The sequence below is a fragment of the Streptosporangium nanhuense genome (assembly GCF_059358815.1).
Genome location: NZ_JCADBG010000013.1, coordinates 190,182 through 214,879, shown reverse-complemented (window position 1 = coordinate 214,879; position 24,698 = coordinate 190,182). Strand labels below are relative to the sequence as shown.

At 67.3% G+C, this 24,698-nt stretch carries 31 protein-coding genes and 1 tRNA gene; 20 read left to right on the top strand and 12 right to left on the bottom strand.

Annotated features, from left to right (window positions below):
• Positions 1-20: 20 nt before the first annotated feature.
• From AC5L38_RS25180 to AC5L38_RS25165, 4 genes are all read right to left on the bottom strand, one after another.
• Entirely contained in the window at positions 21-476 is a 456-nt protein-coding gene (locus AC5L38_RS25180) for an HIT family protein (RefSeq protein WP_495245275.1), read from the bottom strand.
• Positions 473-1,333, bottom strand: a complete 861-nt coding sequence (locus AC5L38_RS25175) for a macro domain-containing protein (protein ID WP_495245274.1) — start codon at positions 1,331-1,333, stop codon at positions 473-475. The genes AC5L38_RS25180 and AC5L38_RS25175 overlap by 4 nt, the downstream gene beginning before the upstream one ends.
• Complete coding sequence (locus AC5L38_RS25170) at positions 1,330-1,839, bottom strand: TIR domain-containing protein (RefSeq protein ID WP_495245273.1); 510 nt, start codon at positions 1,837-1,839, stop codon at positions 1,330-1,332. Before AC5L38_RS25170 ends, AC5L38_RS25175 begins: the two co-directional genes overlap by 4 nt.
• Before the next feature lie 789 nt (positions 1,840-2,628).
• Positions 2,629-3,363, bottom strand: a complete 735-nt coding sequence (locus AC5L38_RS25165) for an XRE family transcriptional regulator (protein ID WP_495245272.1) — start codon at positions 3,361-3,363, stop codon at positions 2,629-2,631.
• Positions 3,364-3,526: 163 nt separating this feature from the next.
• On the opposite strand from AC5L38_RS25165, the gene AC5L38_RS25160 reads away from it, so the two are divergent.
• The 3 genes from AC5L38_RS25160 (at position 3,527) to AC5L38_RS25150 (ending at position 4,986) form a co-directional block, all read left to right on the top strand.
• Positions 3,527-3,871: a hypothetical protein gene (locus AC5L38_RS25160; RefSeq protein WP_495245271.1), complete on the top strand. Its 345-nt coding sequence runs from the start codon at positions 3,527-3,529 to the stop codon at positions 3,869-3,871.
• A 4-nt stretch (positions 3,872-3,875) separates the two neighbouring features.
• A complete protein-coding gene (locus tag AC5L38_RS25155) occupies positions 3,876-4,352 on the top strand; it encodes a GntR family transcriptional regulator (RefSeq protein WP_495245270.1) in 477 nt (158 codons plus the stop codon).
• A gap of 67 nt (positions 4,353-4,419) precedes the next feature.
• Positions 4,420-4,986: an HD domain-containing protein gene (locus tag AC5L38_RS25150; protein WP_436758303.1), complete on the top strand. Its 567-nt coding sequence runs from the start codon at positions 4,420-4,422 to the stop codon at positions 4,984-4,986.
• On the opposite strand, the gene AC5L38_RS25145 is transcribed toward AC5L38_RS25150, so the two are convergent.
• Entirely contained in the window at positions 4,954-5,430 is a 477-nt protein-coding gene (locus AC5L38_RS25145) for an NUDIX hydrolase (protein ID WP_495245269.1), read from the bottom strand. The genes AC5L38_RS25150 and AC5L38_RS25145 overlap by 33 nt on opposite strands.
• Positions 5,431-5,433: 3 nt before the next feature.
• Positions 5,434-6,174: a DUF5919 domain-containing protein gene (locus AC5L38_RS25140; RefSeq protein ID WP_362899577.1), complete on the bottom strand. Its 741-nt coding sequence runs from the start codon at positions 6,172-6,174 to the stop codon at positions 5,434-5,436.
• A 153-nt stretch (positions 6,175-6,327) separates the two neighbouring features.
• Between AC5L38_RS25140 and AC5L38_RS25135 the strand changes: the two genes are divergently transcribed.
• On the top strand, positions 6,328-6,549 hold the full coding sequence (locus tag AC5L38_RS25135; protein WP_495245268.1) for a hypothetical protein: 222 nt from the start codon (positions 6,328-6,330) through the stop codon (positions 6,547-6,549).
• The gene (locus AC5L38_RS25130; RefSeq protein ID WP_364237547.1) at positions 6,546-6,722 is read left to right on the top strand and encodes a hypothetical protein; all 177 of its coding nucleotides are present in this window, start codon (positions 6,546-6,548) and stop codon (positions 6,720-6,722) included. The genes AC5L38_RS25135 and AC5L38_RS25130 overlap by 4 nt, the downstream gene beginning before the upstream one ends.
• Before the next feature lie 8 nt (positions 6,723-6,730).
• On the opposite strand, the gene AC5L38_RS25125 is transcribed toward AC5L38_RS25130, so the two are convergent.
• Entirely contained in the window at positions 6,731-7,069 is a 339-nt protein-coding gene (locus tag AC5L38_RS25125) for a winged helix-turn-helix domain-containing protein (protein ID WP_362899571.1), read from the bottom strand.
• A 127-nt stretch (positions 7,070-7,196) separates the two neighbouring features.
• Between AC5L38_RS25125 and AC5L38_RS25120 the strand changes: the two genes are divergently transcribed.
• The 9 genes from AC5L38_RS25120 (at position 7,197) to AC5L38_RS25080 (ending at position 13,956) form a co-directional block, all read left to right on the top strand.
• Positions 7,197-7,550 carry an SCO3933 family regulatory protein gene (locus tag AC5L38_RS25120; protein ID WP_362899569.1) on the top strand — a complete coding sequence of 118 codons (354 nt, stop codon included), beginning with the start codon at positions 7,197-7,199 and terminating at the stop codon, positions 7,548-7,550.
• A complete protein-coding gene (locus AC5L38_RS25115; protein ID WP_495245267.1) occupies positions 7,543-8,865 on the top strand; it encodes an FtsK/SpoIIIE domain-containing protein in 1,323 nt (440 codons plus the stop codon). Before AC5L38_RS25120 ends, AC5L38_RS25115 begins: the two co-directional genes overlap by 8 nt.
• Positions 8,866-8,900: 35 nt before the next feature.
• Complete coding sequence (locus AC5L38_RS25110) at positions 8,901-9,557, top strand: DUF2637 domain-containing protein (protein ID WP_495245266.1); 657 nt, start codon at positions 8,901-8,903, stop codon at positions 9,555-9,557.
• 18 nt (positions 9,558-9,575) lie between these two features.
• Entirely contained in the window at positions 9,576-9,920 is a 345-nt protein-coding gene (locus AC5L38_RS25105) for a hypothetical protein (protein ID WP_495245265.1), read from the top strand.
• Positions 9,910-10,068: a hypothetical protein gene (locus tag AC5L38_RS25100; RefSeq protein ID WP_495245264.1), complete on the top strand. Its 159-nt coding sequence runs from the start codon at positions 9,910-9,912 to the stop codon at positions 10,066-10,068. Before AC5L38_RS25105 ends, AC5L38_RS25100 begins: the two co-directional genes overlap by 11 nt.
• A 98-nt stretch (positions 10,069-10,166) precedes the next feature.
• Positions 10,167-11,555 (top strand): replication initiator, encoded by a 1,389-nt coding sequence (locus AC5L38_RS25095; protein WP_495245263.1) that lies wholly within the window; start codon positions 10,167-10,169, stop codon positions 11,553-11,555.
• A complete protein-coding gene (locus tag AC5L38_RS25090; RefSeq protein ID WP_495245262.1) occupies positions 11,552-11,737 on the top strand; it encodes a helix-turn-helix domain-containing protein in 186 nt (61 codons plus the stop codon). Before AC5L38_RS25095 ends, AC5L38_RS25090 begins: the two co-directional genes overlap by 4 nt.
• The gene (locus tag AC5L38_RS25085; protein ID WP_495245261.1) at positions 11,737-12,978 is read left to right on the top strand and encodes a site-specific integrase; all 1,242 of its coding nucleotides are present in this window, start codon (positions 11,737-11,739) and stop codon (positions 12,976-12,978) included. Before AC5L38_RS25090 ends, AC5L38_RS25085 begins: the two co-directional genes overlap by 1 nt.
• Positions 12,979-13,332: 354 nt before the next feature.
• The gene (locus AC5L38_RS25080; RefSeq protein WP_495245260.1) at positions 13,333-13,956 is read left to right on the top strand and encodes a hypothetical protein; all 624 of its coding nucleotides are present in this window, start codon (positions 13,333-13,335) and stop codon (positions 13,954-13,956) included.
• 136 nt (positions 13,957-14,092) lie between these two features.
• Here the strand turns inward: AC5L38_RS25080 and AC5L38_RS25075 are convergent.
• Positions 14,093-14,165, bottom strand: a tRNA-Arg gene (locus AC5L38_RS25075).
• Positions 14,166-14,288: 123 nt separating this feature from the next.
• On the bottom strand, positions 14,289-14,588 hold the full coding sequence (locus AC5L38_RS25070; RefSeq protein ID WP_495245259.1) for an ArsR/SmtB family transcription factor: 300 nt from the start codon (positions 14,586-14,588) through the stop codon (positions 14,289-14,291).
• A gap of 91 nt (positions 14,589-14,679) precedes the next feature.
• Between AC5L38_RS25070 and AC5L38_RS25065 the strand changes: the two genes are divergently transcribed.
• From AC5L38_RS25065 to AC5L38_RS25055, 3 genes are all read left to right on the top strand, one after another.
• Complete coding sequence (locus tag AC5L38_RS25065) at positions 14,680-15,309, top strand: nitroreductase family protein (RefSeq protein WP_495245258.1); 630 nt, start codon at positions 14,680-14,682, stop codon at positions 15,307-15,309.
• A 145-nt stretch (positions 15,310-15,454) separates the two neighbouring features.
• Positions 15,455-16,585 (top strand): sensor histidine kinase, encoded by a 1,131-nt coding sequence (locus AC5L38_RS25060; protein ID WP_495245257.1) that lies wholly within the window; start codon positions 15,455-15,457, stop codon positions 16,583-16,585.
• A gap of 43 nt (positions 16,586-16,628) precedes the next feature.
• Positions 16,629-17,264 (top strand): response regulator, encoded by a 636-nt coding sequence (locus AC5L38_RS25055; protein ID WP_495245256.1) that lies wholly within the window; start codon positions 16,629-16,631, stop codon positions 17,262-17,264.
• Positions 17,265-17,387: 123 nt separating this feature from the next.
• Here the strand turns inward: AC5L38_RS25055 and AC5L38_RS25050 are convergent, their stop codons facing one another.
• From AC5L38_RS25050 to AC5L38_RS25040, 3 genes are read right to left on the bottom strand one after another with little or no spacing between them, the layout of a single operon-like run.
• Positions 17,388-17,852 (bottom strand): MaoC family dehydratase, encoded by a 465-nt coding sequence (locus tag AC5L38_RS25050; protein WP_495245255.1) that lies wholly within the window; start codon positions 17,850-17,852, stop codon positions 17,388-17,390.
• A gap of 10 nt (positions 17,853-17,862) precedes the next feature.
• Entirely contained in the window at positions 17,863-19,290 is a 1,428-nt protein-coding gene (locus AC5L38_RS25045; protein WP_495245254.1) for a hypothetical protein, read from the bottom strand.
• On the bottom strand, positions 19,290-19,766 hold the full coding sequence (locus AC5L38_RS25040) for a SigE family RNA polymerase sigma factor (RefSeq protein WP_495245253.1): 477 nt from the start codon (positions 19,764-19,766) through the stop codon (positions 19,290-19,292). The genes AC5L38_RS25045 and AC5L38_RS25040 overlap by 1 nt, the downstream gene beginning before the upstream one ends.
• Positions 19,767-19,937: 171 nt before the next feature.
• Here AC5L38_RS25040 and AC5L38_RS25035 point away from each other — a divergent pair, with 171 nt between their 5' ends.
• The 3 genes from AC5L38_RS25035 (at position 19,938) to AC5L38_RS25025 (ending at position 24,554) form a co-directional block, all read left to right on the top strand.
• On the top strand, positions 19,938-21,212 hold the full coding sequence (locus tag AC5L38_RS25035; protein ID WP_495245252.1) for an esterase-like activity of phytase family protein: 1,275 nt from the start codon (positions 19,938-19,940) through the stop codon (positions 21,210-21,212).
• A gap of 252 nt (positions 21,213-21,464) precedes the next feature.
• Entirely contained in the window at positions 21,465-21,887 is a 423-nt protein-coding gene (locus AC5L38_RS25030) for a hypothetical protein (RefSeq protein ID WP_495245251.1), read from the top strand.
• A 1,947-nt stretch (positions 21,888-23,834) separates the two neighbouring features.
• Complete coding sequence (locus tag AC5L38_RS25025; protein WP_495245250.1) at positions 23,835-24,554, top strand: hemerythrin domain-containing protein; 720 nt, start codon at positions 23,835-23,837, stop codon at positions 24,552-24,554.
• Positions 24,555-24,698: the final 144 nt, after the last annotated feature.

The window sequence follows — 24,698 nt, the reverse complement described above, 5'->3', positions numbered from 1 at the left end:
AACTCTCATACGTCCTACCTTTACTCGCTTGCTAGATCGTCACGCACTGCCCGCAGTTTGTCAGCGAGCGCTTCCGTCTCGCTGATAGGCAACTCGGGCACGTCACCCCACTCGGTTCGCCCGCCGGGCAGTGTGCCAGCCACATGGAAGTGAACATGGCCGATCGACTGCCCCGCAGGCACTCCGTTGTTCTGCCAGACTGCAATGCCTGGCCGTCTTTCGGCGCGGTCGATCACGCGAGCCGCCTCACGCACGGCGATCATCACAGCACCTGCCTCCTCGTCACTCAAATCGAGGATGGTCTCGACATGGCGGACGGGGATGACGAGCAAGTGGGCCACACCGCGCTGTTCCCGTGTAATCAACATGGCCGTGACCTCATCGCGAGCCAAGATGGTGTACGGGCGTGTGCCATTGAGGTAAGCGCAGAAAGCACAAGAACCATCGTCTGGGAGCTGAATTGAATCCGCTATCACGACGCCCTCAGCGACATAAGGAAGGCTTGGATCTCCAAGCGGTCGAGTCGGTCGTACTGCTCTGATTGTACAACGATCTTTAGCTCATCGCATACTCGCTCCCGGCGAGAGGCGAACACGAATGACAAGATGATGAACCGGACCGAATCCTGGGCGGGCAGAATTTGCGACAGTCTCGCTAGTCCGCCACCAAGAACCGGGACAGCAACCGTACCGCCATTCGCGCGATCGGCGACCTCGCGCCAGAGCTGATCGAGACCTCGCCAGAGATTCTCAATTGAGCTTCGAGCAACGTTCTTCGCATCCATCTCCGAGTACGCGACGCAGAAGAAGCTCCGAGTGGCCTGCTCCAGTACCGCCACCGTTCCCACTTCGTAAACCTTCGTCTTTCCCGGTTTCGTGATCGTGCCCACCGGGACTTTATCACTAAGCGCCTGATCTAGCTCACCATCCAGGCGCTTCACGTCTCCGCCGTAAATCTTGTCAACGAACTGGGCCTGGAGGCTCGTCCGAGCGATGATTCGCGGCATCTCCGTATCGAAGGTTGTCTGCATACCGATCACCAGGTGATCCGCATCCTGCTCAAGGATGTCTCCCCGGACTAAGCTTATTTTCACATTCGGCGCCTCGTACTGCTGCTCAATCGGCCGAGGCCAAGACCTGACGGCAGCATAAATCAGTGCAATTACGACCGTTATGACGGTCATCCATGTCCCGACACCTTCAGCCACGTCAGGAAAGAAGACATCGTAGAGGCCAGCGAGCACCGCTATAAGACCAACTGCCGACAGAGCGTGGACCGCGAAGTGTTGCCAGAAGCGCTGACCCTTTAGGTCATTAAGCAGTGCCCTGCTCATAGGCTGAGCTGTTCGTAGACGCTTGGCTTGTACTGGTAGCACCCCGTATTGGAGCTGCGGGCGTACGCCTCGGCGTAGTTGTCCAAAGCGTACTTGATGATCGCCGGCTGGAACGACACTGACATGGTGTAGTAGTCGACGTCCAATAGCGGTTTGGGAATGAAATTCCGATTAACTGTCCGACCACCATCAAGGTTGGCGATCACTACCGGCAGGTCAAGGTTAACTATCGCCTCGATCTCATATGCCAAGAATGAATAGCCGTCTCCGCCTTTTTTCTTGGCGTTAGCGCTGCCGAGCAATACGAACTGCTTGGCGTTTTTCATCCGCTCTCGCAGATTACGCTTAATCGTCTCTCGACTACTGGTGTCGCGCGAGATGTACAGGTCATGCGCATCATAGAAGTTGAAATCGATGTTCTTATTTTCACGCCAGGCTTCCATTAGCCTATAGGACCTAATGTCTTCGCTGGCGAAGGCTACATACGTTTTGTTGCGGTAACTCACAGGGGGACCTCGCTGCTCTATGTTTTATATATTAGCATCAGCAATAGACCGGTCACTAGATGATTCTAACCCTCCGCACCGTGAAGGAATCTTTGTTCCCATTAATACCGACTTGGGAAGCTTGGGGGTTTCGCCGGATTTGACCGCTTTTAGCGGCTAGGTCTCGAAGAAATATATCCAAAAGGAAGCGTTCCAGTGACACAGACGGCATCGGCAAGGCGGGGGGCGGACAAGTTGCCAGGCACGGGAGTCAGCGTGGGCCCTTGGTAGAGCAGTCCTCAGCTCTCATGCTCAGTGGCAAGCTGATCCGGAGCGCAGGGCCGCCAGGCCCGAGCACCGGAAGCGGCGCGGCAGCCGGTTCTCGCTTTTCAGTCGGAACAAGTCAGGTTAGGCAGGGCTCTTCCCCGTAGCGCTCTGTCGAAGGCTTGGGTCGTCATAGGGGGGTTGACAACTGCCCTTGGATGCACTGGATTGCCCCCTTTAATTGCTATTGCCGGTGAGACTCGCGAGCCGGGGAGAGTTCCACGCATGCTGATGGCAAGGCCAACACGGAAGGGCTGCAGCGATCGATCACCCCGCCCCTCACAGCGAAGATCGAAATGACAAATCGTGCCTGTCTTAATTCGTCACGTCTGACGGCATCAGGGCGCGCAGGGCGGTGCGTGCCCGGACCGGCCGAAGAGCCGCAGCCGGGCACGCGTGCCGACCGGCGCGCCTCGGCGGGCCGCGGAGCGGGCCGCCTTTAAAGACGAACAGATAAGTTTCTTTCGATCTTGGGCAGACTGCCTGTCAGCGGCTTCGGCCTGCGGGCTCGGCGCTGGTCCAGACGTGTTCGAAGCTGGTCAGGTAGGTCGTTGCGGTGCTGTTGGCTTCGGTGTGGGTTAGGTAGATGACGGGTGCTTCGGGGGCTCGGGTGCCGTAGGCGTGCAGGTTGATCAGGAGTTCGTTGTCGGCGCGGTAGATGGAGTTGTAGAGCACCGTGCGGTGTAGCCGGAGTTCGACTCCCTCGACGTCTTGGAGTGGCCGGTAGAGGGCGTGGGCGTTTTTGACCCTGCTGGCCATGACGTCGCCGCCGATGCCTTCCTCGGTGCCGCGGGTTGTCACGTGCGGGCTGTTGGGGTCGCCGAGCAGGATGCGTACGCGTACCCCAGCGTGTGCTCGGTCGGTGAGGATGCGCAGGAGTCCGGAGTCTTCGGCGAGGAACAGGCCGCTGTAGACGAGGATGTCGATGTTGGCGGTGGCGGACGCGAAGAACGTGCGCCATGTGTCCGCCGGCACTGCCCATCGGTGGGGATAGACGGCTTTGAGTTCATGGGTGAGCCCTGAGCGTTGGCGGATGCTGTCGGGCCACAGGTCGTTCTCGTCGACTTCGAGGAGGTCGGCGACGGCCAGGCGGTGGCGGGGGTGGGGGATGCGGCCGGCCAGCCAGCGGGTGACGGTTTTGGGGTCGACGGTCAGGTGGGTGGCGACGTCGAGGGGTTGGAGCCGCGCGCGGATGAGGGCGTGGCGCAGGTTCTCGTTCATGGGTGGCACCTCCCGTGGCACGGTCAGTGCCTGCGACGTTAACATAAGACGTCCCTAGACGTCCCTAAGTTGCGGTGTCGATCTCCGCCCCCCGAAGACGAAGCTCGTCGGCACGGGCTCCCACCCAAGGGACTACGCCCGCCACGCTGACAGGAGCACATCCATGACCACCGCACGAGAAAGACAGCGCGCCCACCAGCAGGAGTTGCTGACCCTGCTGCGCGAGCAACTGTCCTCGCTGGAGATCACCACCGTCTTGATCGTCGACAACAGCGGACAGCCCTGCCTGGAGGTCGTCGACTGGCATTTCCGGACCCGGCGGGTCTATGTCCAGACGGCGTTTCACTGGTTCTACTGGGGCGACCAGCTCGACGAGCGGACCTCTTCGCTGCGTCTGGCGAGTGCGGCCAAGCGGATCTCCACCGCGGCCCGGGAGGGCTGGCGCCAGGGTGAGCAGGAGCCGCTGACCGTGGATCTGGACAAGATCGCCGACGCGTACCGCGCCTGACTCGATGATCTCTGAGACGAGCAGGTGGCTGACCGGCGGGCTGGTCTATCCCCAGATCGCCGACCGGCTCCGCGAAAAGATCACTTCCGGCGAGTATCCGGTCGGCGGCACTCTGCCGTCCGAGGCTGCCCTTGTCGCGGAGTTCCACGTGGCCCGCACGACCGTCCGTCGCAGCCTGGCCATGCTGGAGAGCGAAGGGCTGATCGTCACGATGCCCGGCAAGGGGCGCGTGGTGAAGGAGGAGGGGCATCAGGTTGGCGCGGCGGCTTACCGGTATCAGGTGATCGCTGGGGATCTGCGGACACAGATCCGCGGGGGCGTCCTGGCCGTCGGGGCGGCGTTGCCGAGTGAGAACGCGCTCCGGCGCCAATACGCGGCCTCGCGCAACACAGTGCGCCATGCCCTTGGTGAGCTGGAGCGCGAGGGGTTGATCGTGACCGCGCATGGCAAGGGCCGGTTTGTCCGTTCTCTCCCGGACTGAGACGTCCTGGGACGTCTCGGCTCGCGTACTGGATTCGCCTCGGGGGACGGCGTCTATCGTGAACCGCATGGGACAAGCTGAGTGGGCACGTGACCTGGCCAAAGAGCTGCTGGAGCAGCCGTTGCCGCGCCGGTGGGCGCACACGCAGGGGGTGGCCGCGCGTGCCGAGTCGCTGGCGCCGATCCTCGGTCAGGAGTCCGACCTGCTGACCGCTTCGGCCTGGTTGCATGACATCGGGTACGCGCCGCCGCTGGTCGACACCGGGTTCCATCCGCTCGACGGTGCCCGTTACCTGCGCGAGGTGCATCAGGCCGATGACAAGCTCGTCCGGCTGGTGGCGCATCACTCGTGCGCGGTCTATGAGGCCACCGAGCGCGGCCTGCTGGACGTGCTGAACGAGGAGTTCGACCGGGAGCGTCCGGAGCTGGTGGAGGCGCTGACCTACTGCGACATGACCACCAGCCCGGACGGGCTTCCCCTGGAGGTCGATGTTCGGCTGGCGGAGATCCATTCCCGGTACGGTCCCGAGCATCTGGTGAGCCGGTCGATCGCCAACGCGACGCCGTGCATCACCTCGGCGGTGCGGGCGGTCCAGGTCGCGCTAGCCGATGTACGGCCCGGTGGTGCCGGCTAGGTAGTGGCCGATTCGCAGACGCATCGAGCGGTCCATGGTCAGCGAGTCGACCTGGCCGCGCGGCACCCACCGCACTTCGCGGGACTCGTCACTCGGCGTTGGCTCGCCGGAGAGCGGGCGGCCGGTGAGGACGATGGAGAACTCCTGTCGGGCTTCGCCGTCGCTGGTGTAGAGGATGACGTGCCTGGGATCGGTGTAGGTGCCGACGATGCCGGTGATCTCGCACGTGATGCCGGTCTCCTCCAGCGTCTCGCGGATGGCCGCGGCTGGGAGGGACTCACCGAGGTCGATGGCTCCGCCGGGGACGGCCCAGTTGTCGTTGTCGGTGCGGCGGATCATCAGGATGTCCCCGGCGTCGTTGGTGACGACGACGTTGACCGAGGGGACCAAGCTGTTGGGCGCGGGCGCGGAGGGGTCGTCGTAGAAGTCGATCCGGCGGGCCATGGGTCAGGACTCTACCGGCCTCGCTCCGGCCCAGACGGCTTCGAAGCTGTCGAGATAGGTCGACACCATGCCGCCGCCCACCACCTTGCGCAGGTGCAGGACGGGTGCGTCTCCGGCGGGCATGCCGTACAGGTGGGTGTTGGCCAGCAGCTGGTCATCACCGCGGTAGATGGAGTTGTACAACACCGTGCGATGCAGCCGAATCTCCACCCCTTCGACCTGACGCAGCGGCCGGTACAGCACCAGCGACATCCTGATCTGCGCGGCCATGCCGTCGCCGATGCCCTCGTCCGCGCCGCGTTGGGCGACCTCGGGTGAGTCGGGGTCGCCGAGCAGGATGCGTACCCGTACGCCCGCCTTGGCCTTGTCGGCGAACAGGCGCATGAGGCCGGTGTCCTGGGAGATGAAGGTGCCGCTGTAGACCAGCACGCCGATCTCTTCTCTGGCGGCGGAGAACAGACGTCCCCAGGCGTCCCGAGGTACGGCCCAGCGGTGCGGGTAGACGGTGACGATCTCAGTCTCCGAAACCGCGGCGGCCTGTTTGGGCGTCAGAGCGTTGGGCCACAGGTAGGCCTCTTCGGCGTCGAGGTACTTGGCGACGGCGAAGCGGTGTTTGCGATAAGGGGTGCGGCTTTGGGTGATCCACCGCTCCACGGTCTTGGCGTCCACCTCGATAGCCTCGGCCAGTTCGGCGATCGTCGTTCCCCGCTCCAGCAGTGCCGTGCGCAATCGCTCGTTCGCCATCTCACCTGCCCGTAAGAAGGGACGTCCAGGGACGTGGCAATCGTAGACCGGACGTCCTGAACATGTCCCATCCTGTAGTGATCTCGTCCTACCTCTCTGTCGCACTCTCGATATCGCAAGGCAGCAACAGCAGCGATCGAGAGGAGAGACACAGTGATCAACGACATTCGGCCGATCGACGAGAGGCCCGCCTGCGTGTGTGGCGCGGCCCTGGAGGAGGGGCGGATCGCCTGCCGCAAGTGCCTGGCCCGGGACCGGTGGATCCGGCGTCAGGGGCAGGCGGCCAAGCGCCGGACGAGTAAGCGGCGCGGGCAGAGCAGGCGCCCGGCCGGCCGTCCGCGCACTCTCGCCGAGGTGGGGGTGAGCTGGACGTGACCACGATCCCGTTGATCATCGGCCTCGTCCTCGGGGCGGCCGTAGTGGTCGGCTACGTGCTCGTCATGGTCGGCATGCGCCAGGAGGACCGGCGGATGTCCTTGGGGGGCGTTCCTCCGACCCGGGCGGCGGGCCTGGCTCGGCGGGTCACCGGCTGCCACGTGCGCGGATGAGCGGCGAACTACTCGCGCTCGGCCAACTTCGACTCCACCCGTTCCAGGCGCTGCGACAGATCCCGCAGCGTGGCCCGCATCTCGGCCAACTCCTCCGCAGCCGGCGGCAAAGCCGGGGCGGCGTCGTCGCGGACGAAGACGCCCTTGCCCTGCTGGCCGATGACCAGCCCTTCGTTGCGTAGCACCCCGACGGCGAGTTTCACCACGCTCAATGACGCCTCGTACGTTGTGGCGAGCTGGGTCGTGGACGGTAGCGGATTTCCGGGTGCCAAGGTGCCGCGCCGGATCTGCTCGCGCAGGTCGTCGGCGATCTGCAGATAGCCGGGTCGCCCGGTGTTCTTGACCATCGCCCCTCTTCTGTCGCGAGTGCTCCCTAGTTCAGCACAAAGGCGCGACCAAGCCAACCACGCGACCATTGACACCCATGCCAACTAGGCTGACTATGTTGTCCTAGCCAAATAAGGAGGTACATCCATGCGCAACATCCCGATCCCCGTCGATGTCCACCGGCTCCGCTTCACCTGCGTCAAGGCCGCCCGTCCCCGCGTGGTCGACCAGGACACCGGCAAGATCAAGACCGACAAGGAAGGCAACAAGATCTACGAGTCCGTCCTGCTCGCCGAAGACGAGTTGGGCCGAATCGAACTGGTCAAGGTCGGAACCTCCGGACAACCCCCGATCGCCCCCGGCCAGGACGTCGTACCGACCGCGATGGTCGGCTACGTCTGGGAGATCCCGCAGAACGGCGCCTCGCGATGGGGCATCAGCTACAAGGCCACCTCCATCGTCCCCGTCTCCGGCATCCCCGCGGGAGAGCAGGGTGCCTGACTCCCTGAGGCTCGCCCTCATCGTCCTGGCCTGCATCACGGTCACTCTGTGGGCGTGGCGGCGCTTTCATCGCCGGTCGTTCTGGCTGATCGCCGCCTACCCGCTCACCGCGCTCAGCGTCCGCGCCACCTGGCGCAAAGTGGCACTGGGGTGCGGGCTGACGAAGAAGCGGGCGCGCTGGGCCTTCACCCTCACCCCCGGCGCCCTCGTCTCCACCGGCACCGTCAAGGTACGGCGCCGCTTCCGACGGGTCGCCGTCGACACCAAACCCTGGATGTGGCTGCCCATGCCCACCCGGCACGGCTGGCGCGCCACCCTGCACCTGCTGGAAGGCCAGATCCCCGATGACTACGCCCAGGCCGCCGAACGCCTCGCCCACTCCTGGGGCGTGCACGCCGTCCGCGTCTCCTCACCCCGCCCCGGACGCCTCGTCATCAACACCACCATCCGCGACCCCCTCGTCCAGGTCGACCGGCTGCCGCCCTCCACCGACCTGCTCAAGGTCACCGTGGGACGGCTGGAGACCGGCAAACCCTGGGTGATCGACTTCCGGACCGTGCCGCACTGGATCAACGCCGGAGCCACCCAGTCCGGCAAGTCCAACCTCGCCAATGCCCTGCTCGTCGGCCTGGCCCCGCAGCCGGTCGCCCTGGTCGGCTTCGACCTCAAGGGCGGCGTGGAGTTCACCCCCTACGCCGAACGCCTGTCCGCGCTGGCCACCGAGCGCGCCGAATGCGCCCGGCTGCTGGCCGACCTGATCGGCATGATGATCGACCGGATGGGCCTGTGCCGGATGACCGGCGCCCGCAACATCTGGCAACTCCCCGCAGCGGTCCGCCCGGTTCCGGTCGTGGTGCTCGTCGACGAGCTGGCCGAGCTGTACCTGATGGCCGACAAGTCCGAGAAGGACGACATCGCCAGGACCTCCACCGCGCTGCTGCGCATCGGACAGCTCGGCCGCGCGTTCGGGATCTACCTGTTCTGCTCCGGCCAGCGCATCGGCTCCGACCTCGGCCCCGGCGTCACCGCACTGCGCGCCCAGTGCTCGGGACGCATCTGCCACCGGGTCAACGACCCCGAAACCGCGACCATGACCCTCGGCGACCTCGACCCGGCCGCCCTGGTCTCCGCTCGCGCGATCCCCGCCCAAACCCCCGGCGTCGCGATCGTCGCCTCCCAGGACGGCCAGTGGTATCGGGCGCGCTCCTTTTACGTCGCCGAGAACACCGCCGAACACGCCGCCAAGGCCTACGCGCACCTGACCCCGTCCTGGGACGACCTCACCGCCGCCCAACCGGTCGACGTCCCCGCCTAACACCCCGTACCCCCTGACTTCTGAAGGGAGGAACCATGACGCGAAACCTGCTCGCCGCACTGCTCGACTCCGGACCGGTGATCGTCCTGGCCGCGATCGCCGGGGCCGGCTCGTTCACCCACATCCGCGACACCGCCACCGAACACGGACAGAGCGGCTGGATGGCCTGGGCCGTCGCCGTGTGCGTCGACCTCACCTGTGTCATGGCCGCCCGTGAACGCCAGCGCGACAAGAAGACCGGACGCGTCCGGGACGGCCTGGCCTCCTGGCCCACCCTCGTCCTCATCCTCGGCATTGTCCTGTCCCTGTCCGCCAACCTCCACCAAGCCGAAGCCTCCACCTGGGGCTGGATCACCGCCGCCACCCCCGCAGGCGCATTCCTGATCGCCGTCTCCATGCTCGAACGCCGCGCTTCTGGCCCTCGTCCCGAACCGTCCCCGGCCCCGTCCTCCGAGCCGACCCCGGTGCCCGCGCTCGTCCCCGCCACCCAGGACGGCAAGGACGACCAGGACCAAGCCGCGGACGGTCCGTCCTCGGAACTCGTCGACTACGCCCGTCGGGTGGCGGCCGAGTACCAGAACGCCCAGGGCAAGCCGATCAGCCGTGACACCCTGCGCGCCCGCCTGGGCGTGTCCAACCAACTCGCCTCCGACCTGCTGCGCACCCTGCGCACCACCTCCGAAACCGCCTGAACCGAAAGGAGAACCATCGTGACCACCACCGACAAGCACACCGCAATGATCACCGGCCTGCGGGAACTGGCCACCTTTCTGGAGGCCAACCCCGAGCTCCCCATTCCTTACGAGGTGAGCGCTCTGTGCTTCCCCGCGCGGGGAACCGACGCTGAGATGACCGCCGAGGTCGACCGGATCGCCACCCTCCTGGGCGCCGAAGTCGACGCCGAGGACGCCTCCTACGGCCACTACCGCACCGGCATCAGCTTCGGCCCGGTCCGCTACGGAGCGCTCGCCGTCCTCGCCCACCGGCGCGCCCGGTACGACGCCGAGACCAGCTACATCGGCTGCGTCGAACCCGACTCTGCCCATGCCGCCTGACACCCCACCGACCACCCAGCACAACGGCGAGCAGGAACCGCCCGCGCTGATCGCGCCCAAGCGGTGGCGGTGCTGCGACTGCGGCGCCACCGGCCTCGACAGCCACGGCATCACCTGCGAGTCCTGCGACGGTCTCGGCTTCTGCTGAAACCGTCGGCGCCCCCGGCCTGGCCGTACATCCGCCAAGACGCCTACCAGGTCGGGGGCCATCCCCCCTCACCCAACGAGTGAAAGGAGGAGACCATCTTGCCCACAACACGCCCCGACACGCACGCGATCGCAGGCATGATCACCCGCCTGAACGATCCGAAGTACCCCCGCTGGGCCGCCCGACTCCGCGCCACCGGCGGCTGTCGCCAGCCCATCCACATGCGGGGCCGCGTCCTGCACGTCGACCGCGCCACCGGCCGGCTCCTGCACCGCTACACCACCGCTACCGAACCCGAGGGCGTCCTACACCTGCCGTGCAAGACCCGCCGCGCCTCCCGCTGCCCGGCGTGCGCCGAGGTCTACCGCGCCGACACCTACCAACTCATCCGCGCGGGCCTGGTCGGTGGCAAGGGCGTCCCGGCCTCGGTCACCGCACACCCGTGCCTGTTCATCACCCTGACCGCTCCGTCATTCGGAGTCGTCCACACTCGGCGAGAGAAGAACGGCAAGACCCTGCCCTGCCACGCCCGCCGCGACGCGCAGACCTGCCCGCACGGGCGCGTCATGTCCTGCACCGCCCGACACGGCGCCGACGAGTCGTGCCTCGGTGAGCCGCTCTGCCCGGACTGCTACGAGTACACGGGATCGGTGCTGTTCAACGCCGTCTCCCCGAAGCTCTGGCAGCGCTTCACAGACGCCCTGCGACGACGCGTCGCTAAGACGGCTGGTCTCACGTTGCGGGAGCTCCGTGAGCGCCTGACGATCTCCTTCGCCAAAGTCGCCGAGTATCAGAAGCGCGGCGTCGTCCACTTCCACGCCGTCATCCGTCTCGACGGCCCTGACGGACCGGCCTCACCGCCCCCGGCCTGGGCGACGGCAGAGATGCTGACGCACGCCGTACAGCACGCCGTCCGAGCGGTGACCGTGACCGTTCCCGCGGCAGGCGACGAACCCGCGCGCACCCTGCGCTGGGGCCGACAGCTCGACGTCCGCCAGATCACCACGGACGGAGAACTCTCCGAACAGGCCGTGGCCGGCTACATCGCCAAGTACGCCACCAAAGCCGCCGAATGCGTCGGCACTCTCGACCGACGCATCAACCCCCTCGACGACCTGGCCGCCTTCAACCTCCGCGACCACCCTCGCCGCCTCATCGCCGAATGCCAGCGCCTGGGCGCCCTCGACGAGCTGGCCGACCTCCGCCTTGCCCACTGGTCCCACATGCTGGGCTTCCGCGGCCACTTCTCCACCCGCTCTCGCCACTACTCCACCACCATCGGCTCCATCCGCGACGAACGCCGCGACTTCGCCCGCACCGAAGAGACCACCACCGGACGCCTGCCCCTCTTCGACGAGGACACCGTCCTCGTGATCGCCAACTGGGAGTACGTGGGCAAGGGGCTCTCCGTCGGTGACGCGCTTCTCCTCGCGGCACTGACCGGCACGCCCTTACCTGTCTCGGCGGACGGCGGAGGTGGCCGATGAACGCCGATGACATGCTCACGGTCCCTGAGGTGATGGCCAAGCTCAAGGTCAGCCGGTGGACCCTCTACAAGCTCATCCGCTCCGGAGAACTCGGTTCCGTCATGGTCGGCGAGCGGTGCCGCCGCATCCCGGAATCCGCATTCAACGACTACGTGACCCGGCTCTGCGAGGAGGCCGCCTGATGGGCAAGCGCTCGAACGGTGAGGGCTCAGTCTTCCCATACAAGGACGGTTGGGCCGGCTACGTCTGGGTCGTCACCCCAGAAGGCAAGAAGACCCGGAAATGGGCCTACGGCAAGACCCGCGAGGAGACCCACGAGAAGTGGCTCAAGCTCCACGAGATGGCGAGCAAGGGGCCGGTGCCGACCAAGCACCCCACCCTTGCTGCGTACCTGACGCGCTGGCTCGCCGAGGTGGTCGAGCCCAACCTTGAGCCGACGACCTACGTGGCCTATGAGCCGCTGGTGCGGCTCTACATCGTTCCTGGCCTGGGCAAAAAGCGGCTCGACAAGCTCACGGTCCGCGAGGTGCAGACGTGGCTGAACGCGCTGGCCACCCTCTGCACCTGCTGTGACCAGAAGAAGGATCACCGGCGGGCGGAGGCCAAGCGGCGATGCTGCGCCATCGGAAAGTGCTGCAAGGGGTATCCGTCTCGGAGCACGATCGCGGGGATTCGCCGTGTTCTGCGTTCCGCGCTCGGCAACGCCATCCGGGAAGAGCTGATCTCCAAGAACGTCGCGGCGTTGACCACCCTGCCCAACCCGAGCAAGACCAAGAAGAAGCGTCAGCACGTGGCATGGGATGTCGATGAGGCGCGGAGGTTCCTTGAACACCTGCGGGCGGAGGATGACCCGCTCTACGCGGCCTACGTGCTGATCCTCGTTCTGGGCCTGCGGCGGGGCGAGGTGCTCGGGCTCGCCTGGGACTGCGTCGACCTCGGTGGAGAACAAGTGTGGATCTCTCGGCAGCTCAACCGCGTCAGGGGGAAACTCCTCCATCGCGAGACGACCAAGACCGACGACTCCACCGCATCGCTTCCGCTGCTCGGCCTGTGCATCACCGCGCTCAGACACCGCCAGCGAGCTCAGGAGGAGGCCCGTAAGGCGGCTGGGGCGAAGTGGAAGGACTCCGATCTCGTCTTCACCACGAGGAACGGCACACCGATCGAGCCGCGCAACTTCAACCGATCTTTCGAGGTTCAGTGCCGCAAGGCGGGTGTCCCGCGCATCCGCGTCCACGACACCCGGCACACCTGCGCCTCGCTCCTGGCTGCCCTCGACGTCCACCCTCGGGTGGCGATGCGCATCCTGCGGCACTCACAGATCTCGATGACCATGGACGTCTACACACAAATCCCCAACCCCGAAACCCGTAAGGCGCCTGATCGACTCAACCAAAGTCTTGACTTATCAAACGAGACATAATCGATTTTGCATTACCCCAAAGGCCCTTAGGGATCATCCCAAAGGGCCTTTTAGCGTGCACGACGTCTTCTGATATCTGAAGAGACAGACGGACCTGGCCACTGCGATCATTTCGCAATTCGCGATTTGTGATTTAAAGGAAATTGGGCTTCCGGTTGGCCACTCGGTTGCTGTCGTGTCGAACGAATCGGAGGGCGTATGATGCACCCGAAAAATTGCGAAAGTGCCGAAGGACACTCTTGCAAATGTGCGTGTGGTGGAGTACAGCACGGCTGGTCCCACAGCCTCGACCTGGCTCGCGATTCATCCCCTGTTCGCCGTCAAGAGGCGAGAGAGCGGTGCGACTCCAGATGGGTGCAAGCTCTACCTCCTAAGGGGCGGCCAAAGCCCTCCAGGGCGAGACAGGCTGCCACGGACACCGCAAAAGTAGATCTTGCTGACTGGTTGTCCGAGAATCCAAAAACCATCGAACACATCCAGGAAATTGGCGACGTCCTCGTCTGCTCTGTGATCACGAAGTTGGACGAGGAGTTCGGTGGCAACGACCCACGAGAGGCCAGAAGACGAATCAATGATCATCTCTGGTGTGATCTTCTCGTGGCCATGGCCGACGCCATAAAGAGGTTCGAAAACGTCATGGACCGAATACCGGAGTACGTGACGATGATCATCATGCAGTCTCGCGAAGCCGATGATCGTAAGCCCTTCCTGGAAGCACTGGTGCGCCTCGCCGTGCGAACTGCATGGGAGCCCATTAAGAAGATGGTCGACGCTACCGGAATCCTGGAGATCCAACGGGCCTGCCGGATCCTCGCCGTACTGATCTGCCCGGCACCCGAGAAGCACAAGGCCGTCCAGGACGGCGCCCTGCTTCCCTTGGCGAAAGAGGGTCTGCTGGCGACCAGCAAGGAGCGACTTGAGCGAGTCTTCCCTACGGACTGGGTTCGCCGTCTACAGGAGGGCTTCGGCGGCGTCTGAGCAGAGCAGCCGGCGGCTCGGAGGGTACGAGCTGCGGTAGGAGACTGTCTGGGTGAGGCTGCGTTGCTGTACAACGCTGCTGTACGGGCACGAAAAAGGCCCTCCGAGATGATCCCGGAGGGCCTTTGACCTGCTGTGCGGCCGGAGGTACTCGAAACCCCAACCTTCTGATCCGTAGTCAGATGCTCTATCCATTGAGCTACGGCCGCTCGCTGCGTAAGCAAGCATAGCGGGTTTTGGGCGATGCCTCGAATCGGTTAAACGATCGCCCTCTGATGCGCCCGTCGAGGGCGGGTTCGCCTGTGGGGGCGGGGGTGCGGTGGGGGCATGGGTCAGGCGGCCTGGAGGATCGAGGTGAGGACCCCGGGGAAACGGGTCTCCATCTCGGCGAGGCGGAGCTCGTGGCGGCGGAAGCTGCCCTGCGGGGTGACGCGGAGGAGACCGGCCTCGCGGAGGACCTTCAGGTGGTGGGAGAGGGTCGACATGCTCACGGGGACGTCGAACTGGCCGCAGACCACGCCTCCGGCCTCGGCGAGCTGGCGGACGACCGAGAGGCGCACCTCGTCGGCGAGGGCGTTGAGCATGCCGGGGAGTGTGACGGAGGCCACGTCCGGGTGGTGGAGGGCTCGCATGGGCCGATCCTAACCGAGGACTTCGAGACTTTGACAACCGTCGAAGCCGGTCACACAATTCGATGCATGTCGAAATCCCTGAGGAGGCCGGATGACCCCCGATGACGTGCTCTCCACGACCAGGGCCGTGCGCCGGCGGCTGGATCTCACCCGGCCCGTCCCCCGCGAGCTCGTCGAGGAGTGCCTCAAGCTCGCCGTACAGGCTCCGACCGGGCGCAACCGTCAGCGCTGGCACTTCGTCGTGGTCACCGAGCGGGAGCGACGCGAGCGGATCGCGGCGCTGTGGCGGGAGGGGATGAACCTCCCCGGAACCCCGATGCCGGAGGAGGACGCGCGGCGGGCGTACGCGTTCCCCGGCTCGATGGAGCGGGTGTGGGAGGGAACGGATCATCTGTACCGGCACATCCACGAGGTTCCGGCGTTCCTCATCCCGTGCATCACGGGGCGTACCGAGGGGGCGAGCGTGCACGAGCAGGCCAACACCTTCGGTTCGATCATGCCCGCCGTCTGGAGCTTCATGCTGGCCGCGCGGGCCAGGTCGCTGGGTACGGCCTGGCTGGGACCGCTCCGCCTGGAGCGGGAGGCGGCCGGGGTGCTCGGCATCCCGTACGAGAAGGTGATGCAGGTGGCGTTCGTCCCGCTGGCCTACACGATCGGGACCGATTTCAGGCCCGCGCGCAGGGTGCCGATGGAGGAGGTCACGCACTGGGACCGCTGGTGACCCCGGCCCCGGTGTCACAGAAGGCGTCACGGGAGGCATCGTCGGCGCTGATGAGATGCCGACGAGCCTTGTACATCCTTGTGTGTACGGGTGACCCGTCCCGCGCCGGACCCGCCGGCCACGCCGGGGTGATGAGATGGGAGGCATGAGACGAGACGACGCGCTGTGGGCCGCGGCGTGCCTCGTCTGCGGTCTCCTCCTGCTCGCCGCGGGCGCCTACGAGCACCGGTGGGCCCCCGCCCCGCTGTTCGCCGGGCCGCTGACGATCGCGTGCGCGGGGGTCGCGGTACGGCGGAGCAGGCCGCTGCTCTCGCTGGGACTGGGGGTCGTGGCCTTCCTCGGCGACTTCGCGATGGGCCCGTCCCTGGGCACGGTCCTGATCGTCACGGACAACCTCTACGCGGGGGTCAGGTACGGCCCGCGGGCGCTGGGCAGGTGGATGCTCGGCATCACCTCGGTGATCGCCGTCGTGGCGGGCGTGATCGCGGGAGCCCTCTTCGAACACTGGTCGGCCGCGGCCATCTTCCTCGTCCAGGGCGGCCTGGTCGGGGTGACCCCCGTCTTCACCGCCATGCTCACGAGGCAGCTGCAGGACCAGGCGCTGTCCGAGCGCGCGAGGGCCGAGCAGGTGGCGCGGCTGGCGGAGCTGGATCGGGCGGCGGCGGTGCAGGCGGAGCGGACCCGGATGGCGCGGGAGCTGCACGACATGATCGCCAACCACTTCAGCGCGATCGCCATCCAGTCCACCGCCGTCCTCTCCCGCAGGGACCTGGACGCGCGGGCCGTACGGGAGGTGCTGGCGTCCATCAGGGAGAACAGCGTCGAGGGCATGGGGGAGATGCGCGCCATGATCGGGCTGCTCCGGCAGGACGGCGAGGAGCCGGAGGCGACCAGGCGGCGGGTGGCCGAGGCCGGGGAGCTGGCCGAGCGGGCTCGGGAGGCGGGCCTCGACGTCCGGATGCGCGTGGACGGCGAGACCAGGGAGCTACCCGCCTCGGTCGACCTGGCCGGTTACCGGATCGTCCAGGAATCGCTGACCAACGCGCTCAAGCACGGCGGCAAGGCCGCCGACGTGGTGATCGGGTACCGGCCCGGGGTGATCACGCTGACCGTGGACAACCCGGTCGACGGCGCGGGGCGGGGGCTTCCCGGCGCGGGCGCGGGGATCATCGGCATGCGGGAGCGTACGGCCCTCGTCGGCGGGGTCTTCGAGGCCGGGCCCCGTGACGACGGCTGGCGCGTCCACGCCGAACTGCCCACCCGGGAGATCACATGACAGCCCGGCCGGGGAGCGCACGACCGACCACCCGGGAGATCGCATGACCATCCGAGTCCTCGTCGCCGACGACCACGCGGCGGTCCGCGCCGGGATCGTCCTCATCCTCGACGGCCACGAGGACGTCGAGGTCGTCGGCCAGGCGGCCAACGGGGAGCAGGCCGTCGCGATGGCTCTCGACCTCCGTCCCGACGTGGTCCTGATGGACATCCGGATGCCGAAGCTCGACGGGATCTCCGCGACGCGCGAGCTGAGCGGGATCGCCGACGTACTGATCCTGACCACGTTCGACCTCGACGAGTACGTCTTCGGGGCGCTGCGGGCCGGAGCCGCCGGGTTCCTGCTCAAGAACACCGACGCCGACGCCCTGGTGGACGCGGTACGGGTGGTGGCCAGGGGCGAGGGGCTCATCGCGCCCGCGGTCACCCGGCGGCTGATCTCCGCCTTCGGCGCGTCGGTGCCCGAGCGCAGGTCGTACGAGATCGGCGGTCTCACCCCGCGCGAGCGCGAGGTGCTGGCCTGCATCGGGCGGGGGCTGTCGAACGCGGAGATCTCCGCGGAGCTGGACATGGCGGAGGCGACGACGAAGACCCATGTCAGCCGGTTGCTGAACAAGCTGGGTCTTCGCAGTCGCGTTCAGGCCGCGATCCTGGCCCAGGAACTCTCCGCCGAGAGGTGATCCGGCGTGTCCCGGGGCTCCTCGTCGAAGAGTGCCCCGTCCCGGTCAGGAGCCCTCGGCGGGAGTCCGGATCAGGAGCCCTCGCTGAGAGTCCGGATCAGGAGTCTTCCGCGGGAGTCCGGGTCAGGGGTTCTCCGCGGGGACGTACAGGGAGAGGGTCTCCGCGACGCAGGCCGGTTTCTTCGCGCCCTCGATCTCCACGGTCATGCGCACGTTCGACAGGTAGCCCGAGGGAGTGCCCTTGAGGTCGACGAGCTCGGCTCCGGCGCGGATCCGCGCGCCGACCGGGACCGGCGAGGGGAAGCGGACCTTGTTGAGCCCGTAGTTGATGCCCATGGCCAGGCCGCCCACCTGGAACAGCTCCGACATCAGGGCGGGCAGCAACGAAAGGCTCAGGTATCCGTGGGCGATGGTGGCGCCGAACGGGCCCTGCTTCGCCCGCTCCACGTCCACGTGTATCCACTGGTGGTCGCCGGTGGCGTCGGCGAACAGGTTGACCTGCTCCTGGGTGATCTCGCGCCACTCGGTGTGGCCGAGATGCTCCCCGACGGCGGTCTTGAACTCGGTGATGTTGGCGAAGGTTCTCATGTCCGGAACTTTATTTCGTTGAGGGTACGGCGAGAAGGTTCACCACCGTGAGCTCCTTGCCGCCGCCCCCCTGCCTCGTCCTGCACGTCGTGTCCTTCCCGGTGGGGGCGGGCGCGCCCGACGGGCGGGGAATGCTGCCGGCGTCGACCGTCTCGCACTCCTCGACGATCCTCTCGTCGGCGTCCCAGTAGAGGATCGAGCTGGGCGAGGAGGAGATTCCCGTCCCGTAGCCCCCGCCCCCCTCCCCGCTCCGCGATATCCCGGCGGCGAGGCCGGTGACCGCGTCGTACACCGTCGCCACGGGAACGTACCCGTCCGGCTCCTCGGTGAAGGGGGGGCCCATCACCCCGAACCTGTCGAAGACTCCGCCCCCCGCGCCGAGCCCCGGCAGGAGCCTGCGGTCCGAACCGTCCGGCCGCTGGACCACCATCGCACCCCCCTGCTGCCCGAAACACCAGACGGGACCGCACCGGAAACCTCTCGCCCCTTCGGGGAGGCTCACCTCGGTGGTCCGGCCCGTCTCCAGGTCGACCGTCCTGGTCTGGTTCCCCGTCCCGCCTTCGCCCTCCTTCTCCCCGACGTCGGCGGCCAGCGGCCAGGTCAGCAGGTGGAGCCCGTCGGTGTTCTCGAGCCTTTCCGGGGCTCCGCCGCCCACCGGCATGCGGTAGATCCCCCCTCCGCTCACCGACCACAGGAGGAAGTCCGAGGTGACGGCGATCCGCGTCACCTTCGAGAGGTCACCGGTGACCTCGCCGACCCGCGTCGCGACGCCGCCGGAACGGGGGACGACCCAGAAGTCGGCCCACTCGTCGGGGTCGTTGGGCGTCTCCCCCCACCAGGCGATGCGGTCGGAGCCCACCTCGAAGCCCTGCACGAAATAGCCCTTCACCCCCGTGTCGGGCATGGTCGTGAGCACGGTGCCGCTGCGGTCGGCCGTGTCGTACACCTCCAGGCGGCCCGATCTCTCGAACGACGACTCGGCCGAGAGCAGCAGCCGGGTGGCGCTCAACCCGGTGACCGGGCGGTACCTGTAACCGTCCGCGGACCGGGCGGGGATCGTGGAGACCGCCATGGGCCAGACCTCCGCGGCCGGCCGGACGTCGACCGGCGCGATCTCTCCCGTGTCCCCCCTCCATGCCCCCCCGTTCTGGAACGGCTGCCCGGCGTCCTCGTCAGCGTCGCCGGCGTCGCCCGGCGGCGCCGCCTGGGTCATGCTCACACCCTCTCCGCCCCTGCTGGGGAGGGTGTCCCTGACCGCCGCCATGCCACCGACCACCGCGATCATCGCGGCGACCGCCAGCACCGACTGCGCACGCACGCGCCTGCGCCGTCTGCGCCGCCTGCCGATCGTCACCACCAGGTCCTCGACCGGCTCGGGCGCCGACCGCGCCGCGTTGGCCAGCGTACGGACCAGTGCCTCCTCGTCCCTGTGGCTCATCACACTCGCTCCCCCTCAAGAGCGGCCGCCCTGATCCTGAGCTTGTCCAGCGCGCGGGCCGCCTGGCTGCGCACCGTGCCTCGCGAGACACCGAGGAGATCGGCGATCTCCTGGTCGGACAGGTCCTCGTAGTAGCGCAGGACCAGCACCGCCCGCTGTTTTGGGGGCAGGCGCTCGAGCTCGTTCCACAGACCGACGTCGTCCCCCAGACGGTCGTCGGTGTAGGCCGCCTCGGGCACCGTCGCGACCAGCCGTTCCCTGTGCAGCCGCCGCCAGACGCTGATGTGCAGGCGGGCCATGGTCGTGCGGACGTACCCTTCCGGATCCTCCCTCCTGCGCACTCTCGGCCACGCGTCCCCCAGACGCATGAGGGCCTCCTGTGTCAGGTCGGCGGCGTCCTCGGCGTTCCCGGTGAGTACGTAGCCGTACCGGTACAGCGCTCTGCCCCGTGCGGCGACGAAATCGGTGAACTCCACGCATCCAGGGACGCTTCAGGGACACGTTCTGTTGCATCCCTTTTCATCTATCTCCGGCATCTCGCTTTCCGGCCGACCTCTGACAGCTTTTCGTACGGTCCGCATCTTGTTTTCGCTGTACGGCCCGCGGCGCAACACCGGCCGTTCACGCGGGCTCCCTAGCGTGCCGCCATGAGACGACGCATGACGATCACCATCGGCGCGGCCGTGCTGGCACTGGCGGTGTCCGCGCCGGCGGTGGCCGACCCCGGGCAGCCCACCTCCGACGGCGCCGGGACCCAGCAGGCGGATTCACAGCAGGCCGATTCACAGCGGCCGGGTTCCGGTCACCCCGGCTCCGGTCACCCCGGATTCGGGCGCGCCACGCTCACCGGATTCGCCTCCCTGCCGGCGCTGACCTTCGTCCCCGGCAGCGAGCCGTCGGGGTCCCAGCTCGGCACGGCTCCCGTCAACGGGGTGACCCCGCCGTTCGCCGGGCAGCCGGTGCAGGGCTTCAGCGGCATCGTGCGGCGGCACGACGGCACCTTCGACGTGCTGTCCGACAACGGCTTCGGCGCCAAGGACAACAGCGCCGACTTCCTGCTGCGGGTGCACCGGGTGAAGCCCGACTTCCGTCGCGAGAAGGTGTCGGTGCTGGGCGGGTTCAACCTGAGCGACCCCGACAGGCGCGTCAGCTGGCCGCTGACCCGGCCGGACCGGAAGCTGACCGGCGCCGACTTCGACGTGGAGTCGATCGTGCGGACCATCGACGGCACCTACTGGATCGGGGACGAGTTCGGCCCGTTCCTGCTGCACTTCTCCTCCTCGGGCAGGCTGCTCGACGCTCCGATCCCGCTGCCCGGCGTCAAGGCACCGGAGAACCCCACCCTCAACGGCGAGCAGCCGAACCTGGGGCGGAGCAAGGGCTTCGAGGGCATGGCGCGCTCGGTCGACGGCCGCACGCTGTACCCGCTGCTCGAAGGCACCGTGACCGGCGACGAGGCCGGGACGCTGCGGATGAACGAGTTCGACCTGCGCGGGCGGACCTACACCGGCAAGCGCTGGACCTACCGGCTGGAGAGCCCCGACAACGCGATCGGCGACATGATCGCGGTCGACCGGTACCGGTTCCTCGTCATCGAGCGCGACAACCTCCAGGGGGACGCGGCCAAGACCAAGCGCATCTACATGGTGGACACCCGCCACGCGGACCTGCGCAAGACCCTCGTCGCCGACTTGCTCGACCTGGCCAACCCGCGCGGCCTGGGCGGGTTCGGGGAGACCTTCCGCTTCCCGTTCCAGACCATCGAGGACGTCGTGATCCTCGACGACCGGACCCTGGGCGTGCTGGACGACAACAACTTCCCGTCCTCGGCGGGCCGTACCCCGGGCAAGCCCGACAACAACGAGTTCATCACCGTGCGCCTTTCGCGCCCGCTCCGGGCCGACGTCCGCGTCTACCTGTGACGCCCGCGAGCCCTCCCTCCCTTTCCGGGAGGGAGGGCTCTTTCTTCTCTCGCCGTACGAACAATTACGACAAAACAGTAAATAGCAATAGATAATATCTCATCAGCATTCACAGCGTCATTTATTTGCTCTGCCTCAACCGTTTCAATGCGCTATCTCATGGTCCGAGGGGTATCTCCTACCTGTTGCCACTTATGGGGCAGCGAGGGATATCAGATGTTTTCGGAACCAGAAATGAGATGGGGAAATAACGTGCTTCCTCGAAAGAGCGGACGGACACCGGGGGCGAACCCCGGCAGGCAGGTGGGCGTCCTCGCCATCGCGGCAGTCGCCGGCATCCTCATGACGTCGAATCAGGCACCGGCCAGTGCCGGTATCGGTCAGGCCCGGATACCCGACTCGATCTCACAGCTGAATGCCGACGGCACCACCGGCGACCGGTTCTCCGGCCGCCCGGACCCCTCCCGCCGCCAGCACCGCGGATACGAGACAAGGCCCTCCGACAGGTGGCGGGGAAGATCGGAGCGTCACCAGGGACGTCCCCACGACCGCTACCGCGGCCGCAGGGGCGACAACGCGGCCCACGGGCGCGAGCGTCTTACCCGCTCCGAGCGGATGATGAGGGAACTCCAGGAGGACCCGTCGTTCCCGGAGATCATCGTCCGCGAGAAGTGAGCCCGCCGGGCGGCACCCCGCGCCGGCCGTGACGAGACGCCGACGGGCGAGGCTCCGGCGAGGCGAGGCTCCGGAGAGCCGGGGAGGAAACGCGGGTGCCGTACCGGTGAACACCGGTACGGCACACAGTGGCCCGGCACAGTGGCCCGGCACAGTGGCCCGGCACAGTGGCCCGGCACAGTGGCCCGGCACAGTGGCCCGGCACAGTGGCCCGGCACAGTGGCCCGGCACAGTGGCCCGGCACAGTGGCCCGGCACAGCGGCCCGACCCCTGTCGGCGCCCCCTTTCGGCGGCCATCTGAAATCATCCCTTGAACACCATGGATGAATAATCATTACAAATACTATCAAATCATAGATGAGGCACAAGTTTTCCTTCACAACACTGTTTATTTGCTCTTCCCGAACTATGGCGGCGCGTTATCTACATAAGCCTCGGGTATCTCCTGTCCGCCGTCACTTCCGTGACCGCATGACAGATCCGAATAATCTCGGAATTAGTAACGATATGGGGAAATAACGTGCTTCCTCGTAATAGCAAATGGGCGCCCTCCCTTTCCGGTAAGCGTGCCGGCGCTCTGGCCGTCGCAGCGATGGCCAGCATCCTGATGATTTCGTCGAATCAGGCGCCGGCGAACGCCACCGGGGGGACGAACCTTCTCGACCTCGCCCCCTACAGCGACACCGGGGGGGCCGGCGGCAAAGCCCGCCTTCAACAATCCGCGCACCCTGGCGAGAAACCACTCCTTCGGCCGTGCCGGCCCTGCCGGTGCCCCCGGGGAGCCCGTAACTGCGACTGCCCCGGCGGTCGCGGCGGGGACGGCGGTCGCGGCGGGAACGGCTGCGGCAGGAACGACGACCGGGACCGTGACAGGGATCGCGACCGCGACGACGATGACGACGACGACGCGGTGATCGCCCTTCCCGTCCCCATCCGCGCACCCATCCTGCCCACCAGGACTCCCACCGGAAATCCCACCGTGGCCACCCCAGGGCCGGCGGGACCGGCGGGCCCGGCAGGACCGGCGGGACCCGCAGGACCTCCCGGACCGGCAGGACCGGCGGGCCCGGCAGGACCCGCAGGACCCGCGGGACCGGCCGGAGTCGGACTGCCAGGCCCCGCAGGACCGGCGGGACCCGTAGGACCGGCAGGACCTGCGGGCCCGGCCGGAGCAGATGGAGCGGACGGACTTCCGGGACCCGCAGGACCGGCAGGACCGGCAGGACCTTCCGGACCGGCAGGTCTTCCCGGAGCGGACGGACTGGCAGGACCTCCGGGAGCGGACGGACCGGCGGGACCGGCGGGACCCGCAGGGCCGGCAGGACCCGCGGGACCGGCAGGACCCGCAGGACCTCCCGGACCGGGGCCGCTCGTGGCTCCGCCCGGCCCACCGGACTGCGCCATGGCAGGTCATCTGCTCGTTTCCACGTGCGCCGTCGCCCCTGTCAGCTTCCCGATCATTCCTGTCGGCTTTCCCGTCGCTCCCATCGGCCTCTCCGGACCTCTCTGTCTTCCCGGCCCGGTCGGTGTCGTCGACGTTCTCCAGGTGTCGGGAGGCGTTGGATGCGTGTAGCCCGTGGCGAGGCGGCGCGCTCTCGTGACCCGCACGGGACAGGACGCGGGCCGCGTCGATACGGGAACGACCTCGCGTAAGCGGGAGCGGAAGCGGAATCCCTACGGCAGCGGACCGTGCCGTCCCGAAACCCGGTGACGGCGCGGCCGTGACCGACCGGCACGGCCACCTGTGAGCTCTGATGGAAACCGGAGCTCACACGGTGGCCGTGCCGGTACGGTGTCGCGCCCCGGCCGTCGAGCGCCACGTCTCCCCGAGGGCGTCGCCGTCTCCCACGAGGGCGTCGCCGTCTCCACGGGGGCGTGACCGCCTCCAGGAGAGCACCACCCGTGAGAGCGTCATCGTCTCCAAGAGCATGACAAGTCAGTCCCAAGATGGCTGTCGCAGACTTTGTCCGCCGACCCTGGCAAAGAGGACGAGAGATGCCTGCGATGAATGCCACAGACCGCCCGTACACCCACGAGATGGTGGTAGTCCACCGCGTCTTCCGGCGAGAGTCCGGTTTGATGCCACGGTTCGTCCGGGCGGTGCCCGAAGGCGACACGGCTCGCGCGGCCCTGATCGCCCAGCACTACCTCGACTACGCCGAGGGCCTGCACCATCATCACAGCGCCGAGGACGAGCTGGTGTGGCCGCTGCTGCTGGAGCGCGTCCGCCTGGAGAAGGACATGGTCGTGCGGATGGAGGACCAGCACCACCGGATCTCCGAGACCCTGACCCGGATCGGCGAGGTGCTGCCCGAGTGGCGGCGCACGGCCTCGAAGGGGACCGGCGAGAAACTCGCGATCGCGATGGAGGAGCACAGCGCCGCCCTGGTCGAGCACCTGGACGACGAGGAGCGCTACGTGCTGGCGCTCGTCGCCGAGCACATGTCGGTCGCGGAGTGGGAGGCCGTCGGCGCACGCGCGGTGGAGCAGATCCCCAAGCAGAAGCTGCTGATCTCGATGGGCGCGATCCTGGAGGAGGCCTCGCCGGAGGAGCGCAGGTTCTTCCTCGGCAAGTTGCCGGCCGTCGCCCGGCTGCTGTGGAGGACCGTCGGCCGCCGCCAGTACGCCAAGCAGGTGCGGAGCCTCCGGGGACCGCTGGCGGCGTGAGCCCGGCCAGGTGGAGCCGGGCGCCGGGCGCCGGGCTCCGGGTGCCGTGTGCCGGGCGCCGCGTGCCGGGCGCCGCGTGCCAGGTGCCGCGTGCCAGGTGCCGCGTGCCGGGTGCCGGGCGCCGGGTGAGCTCACGGGACGCGC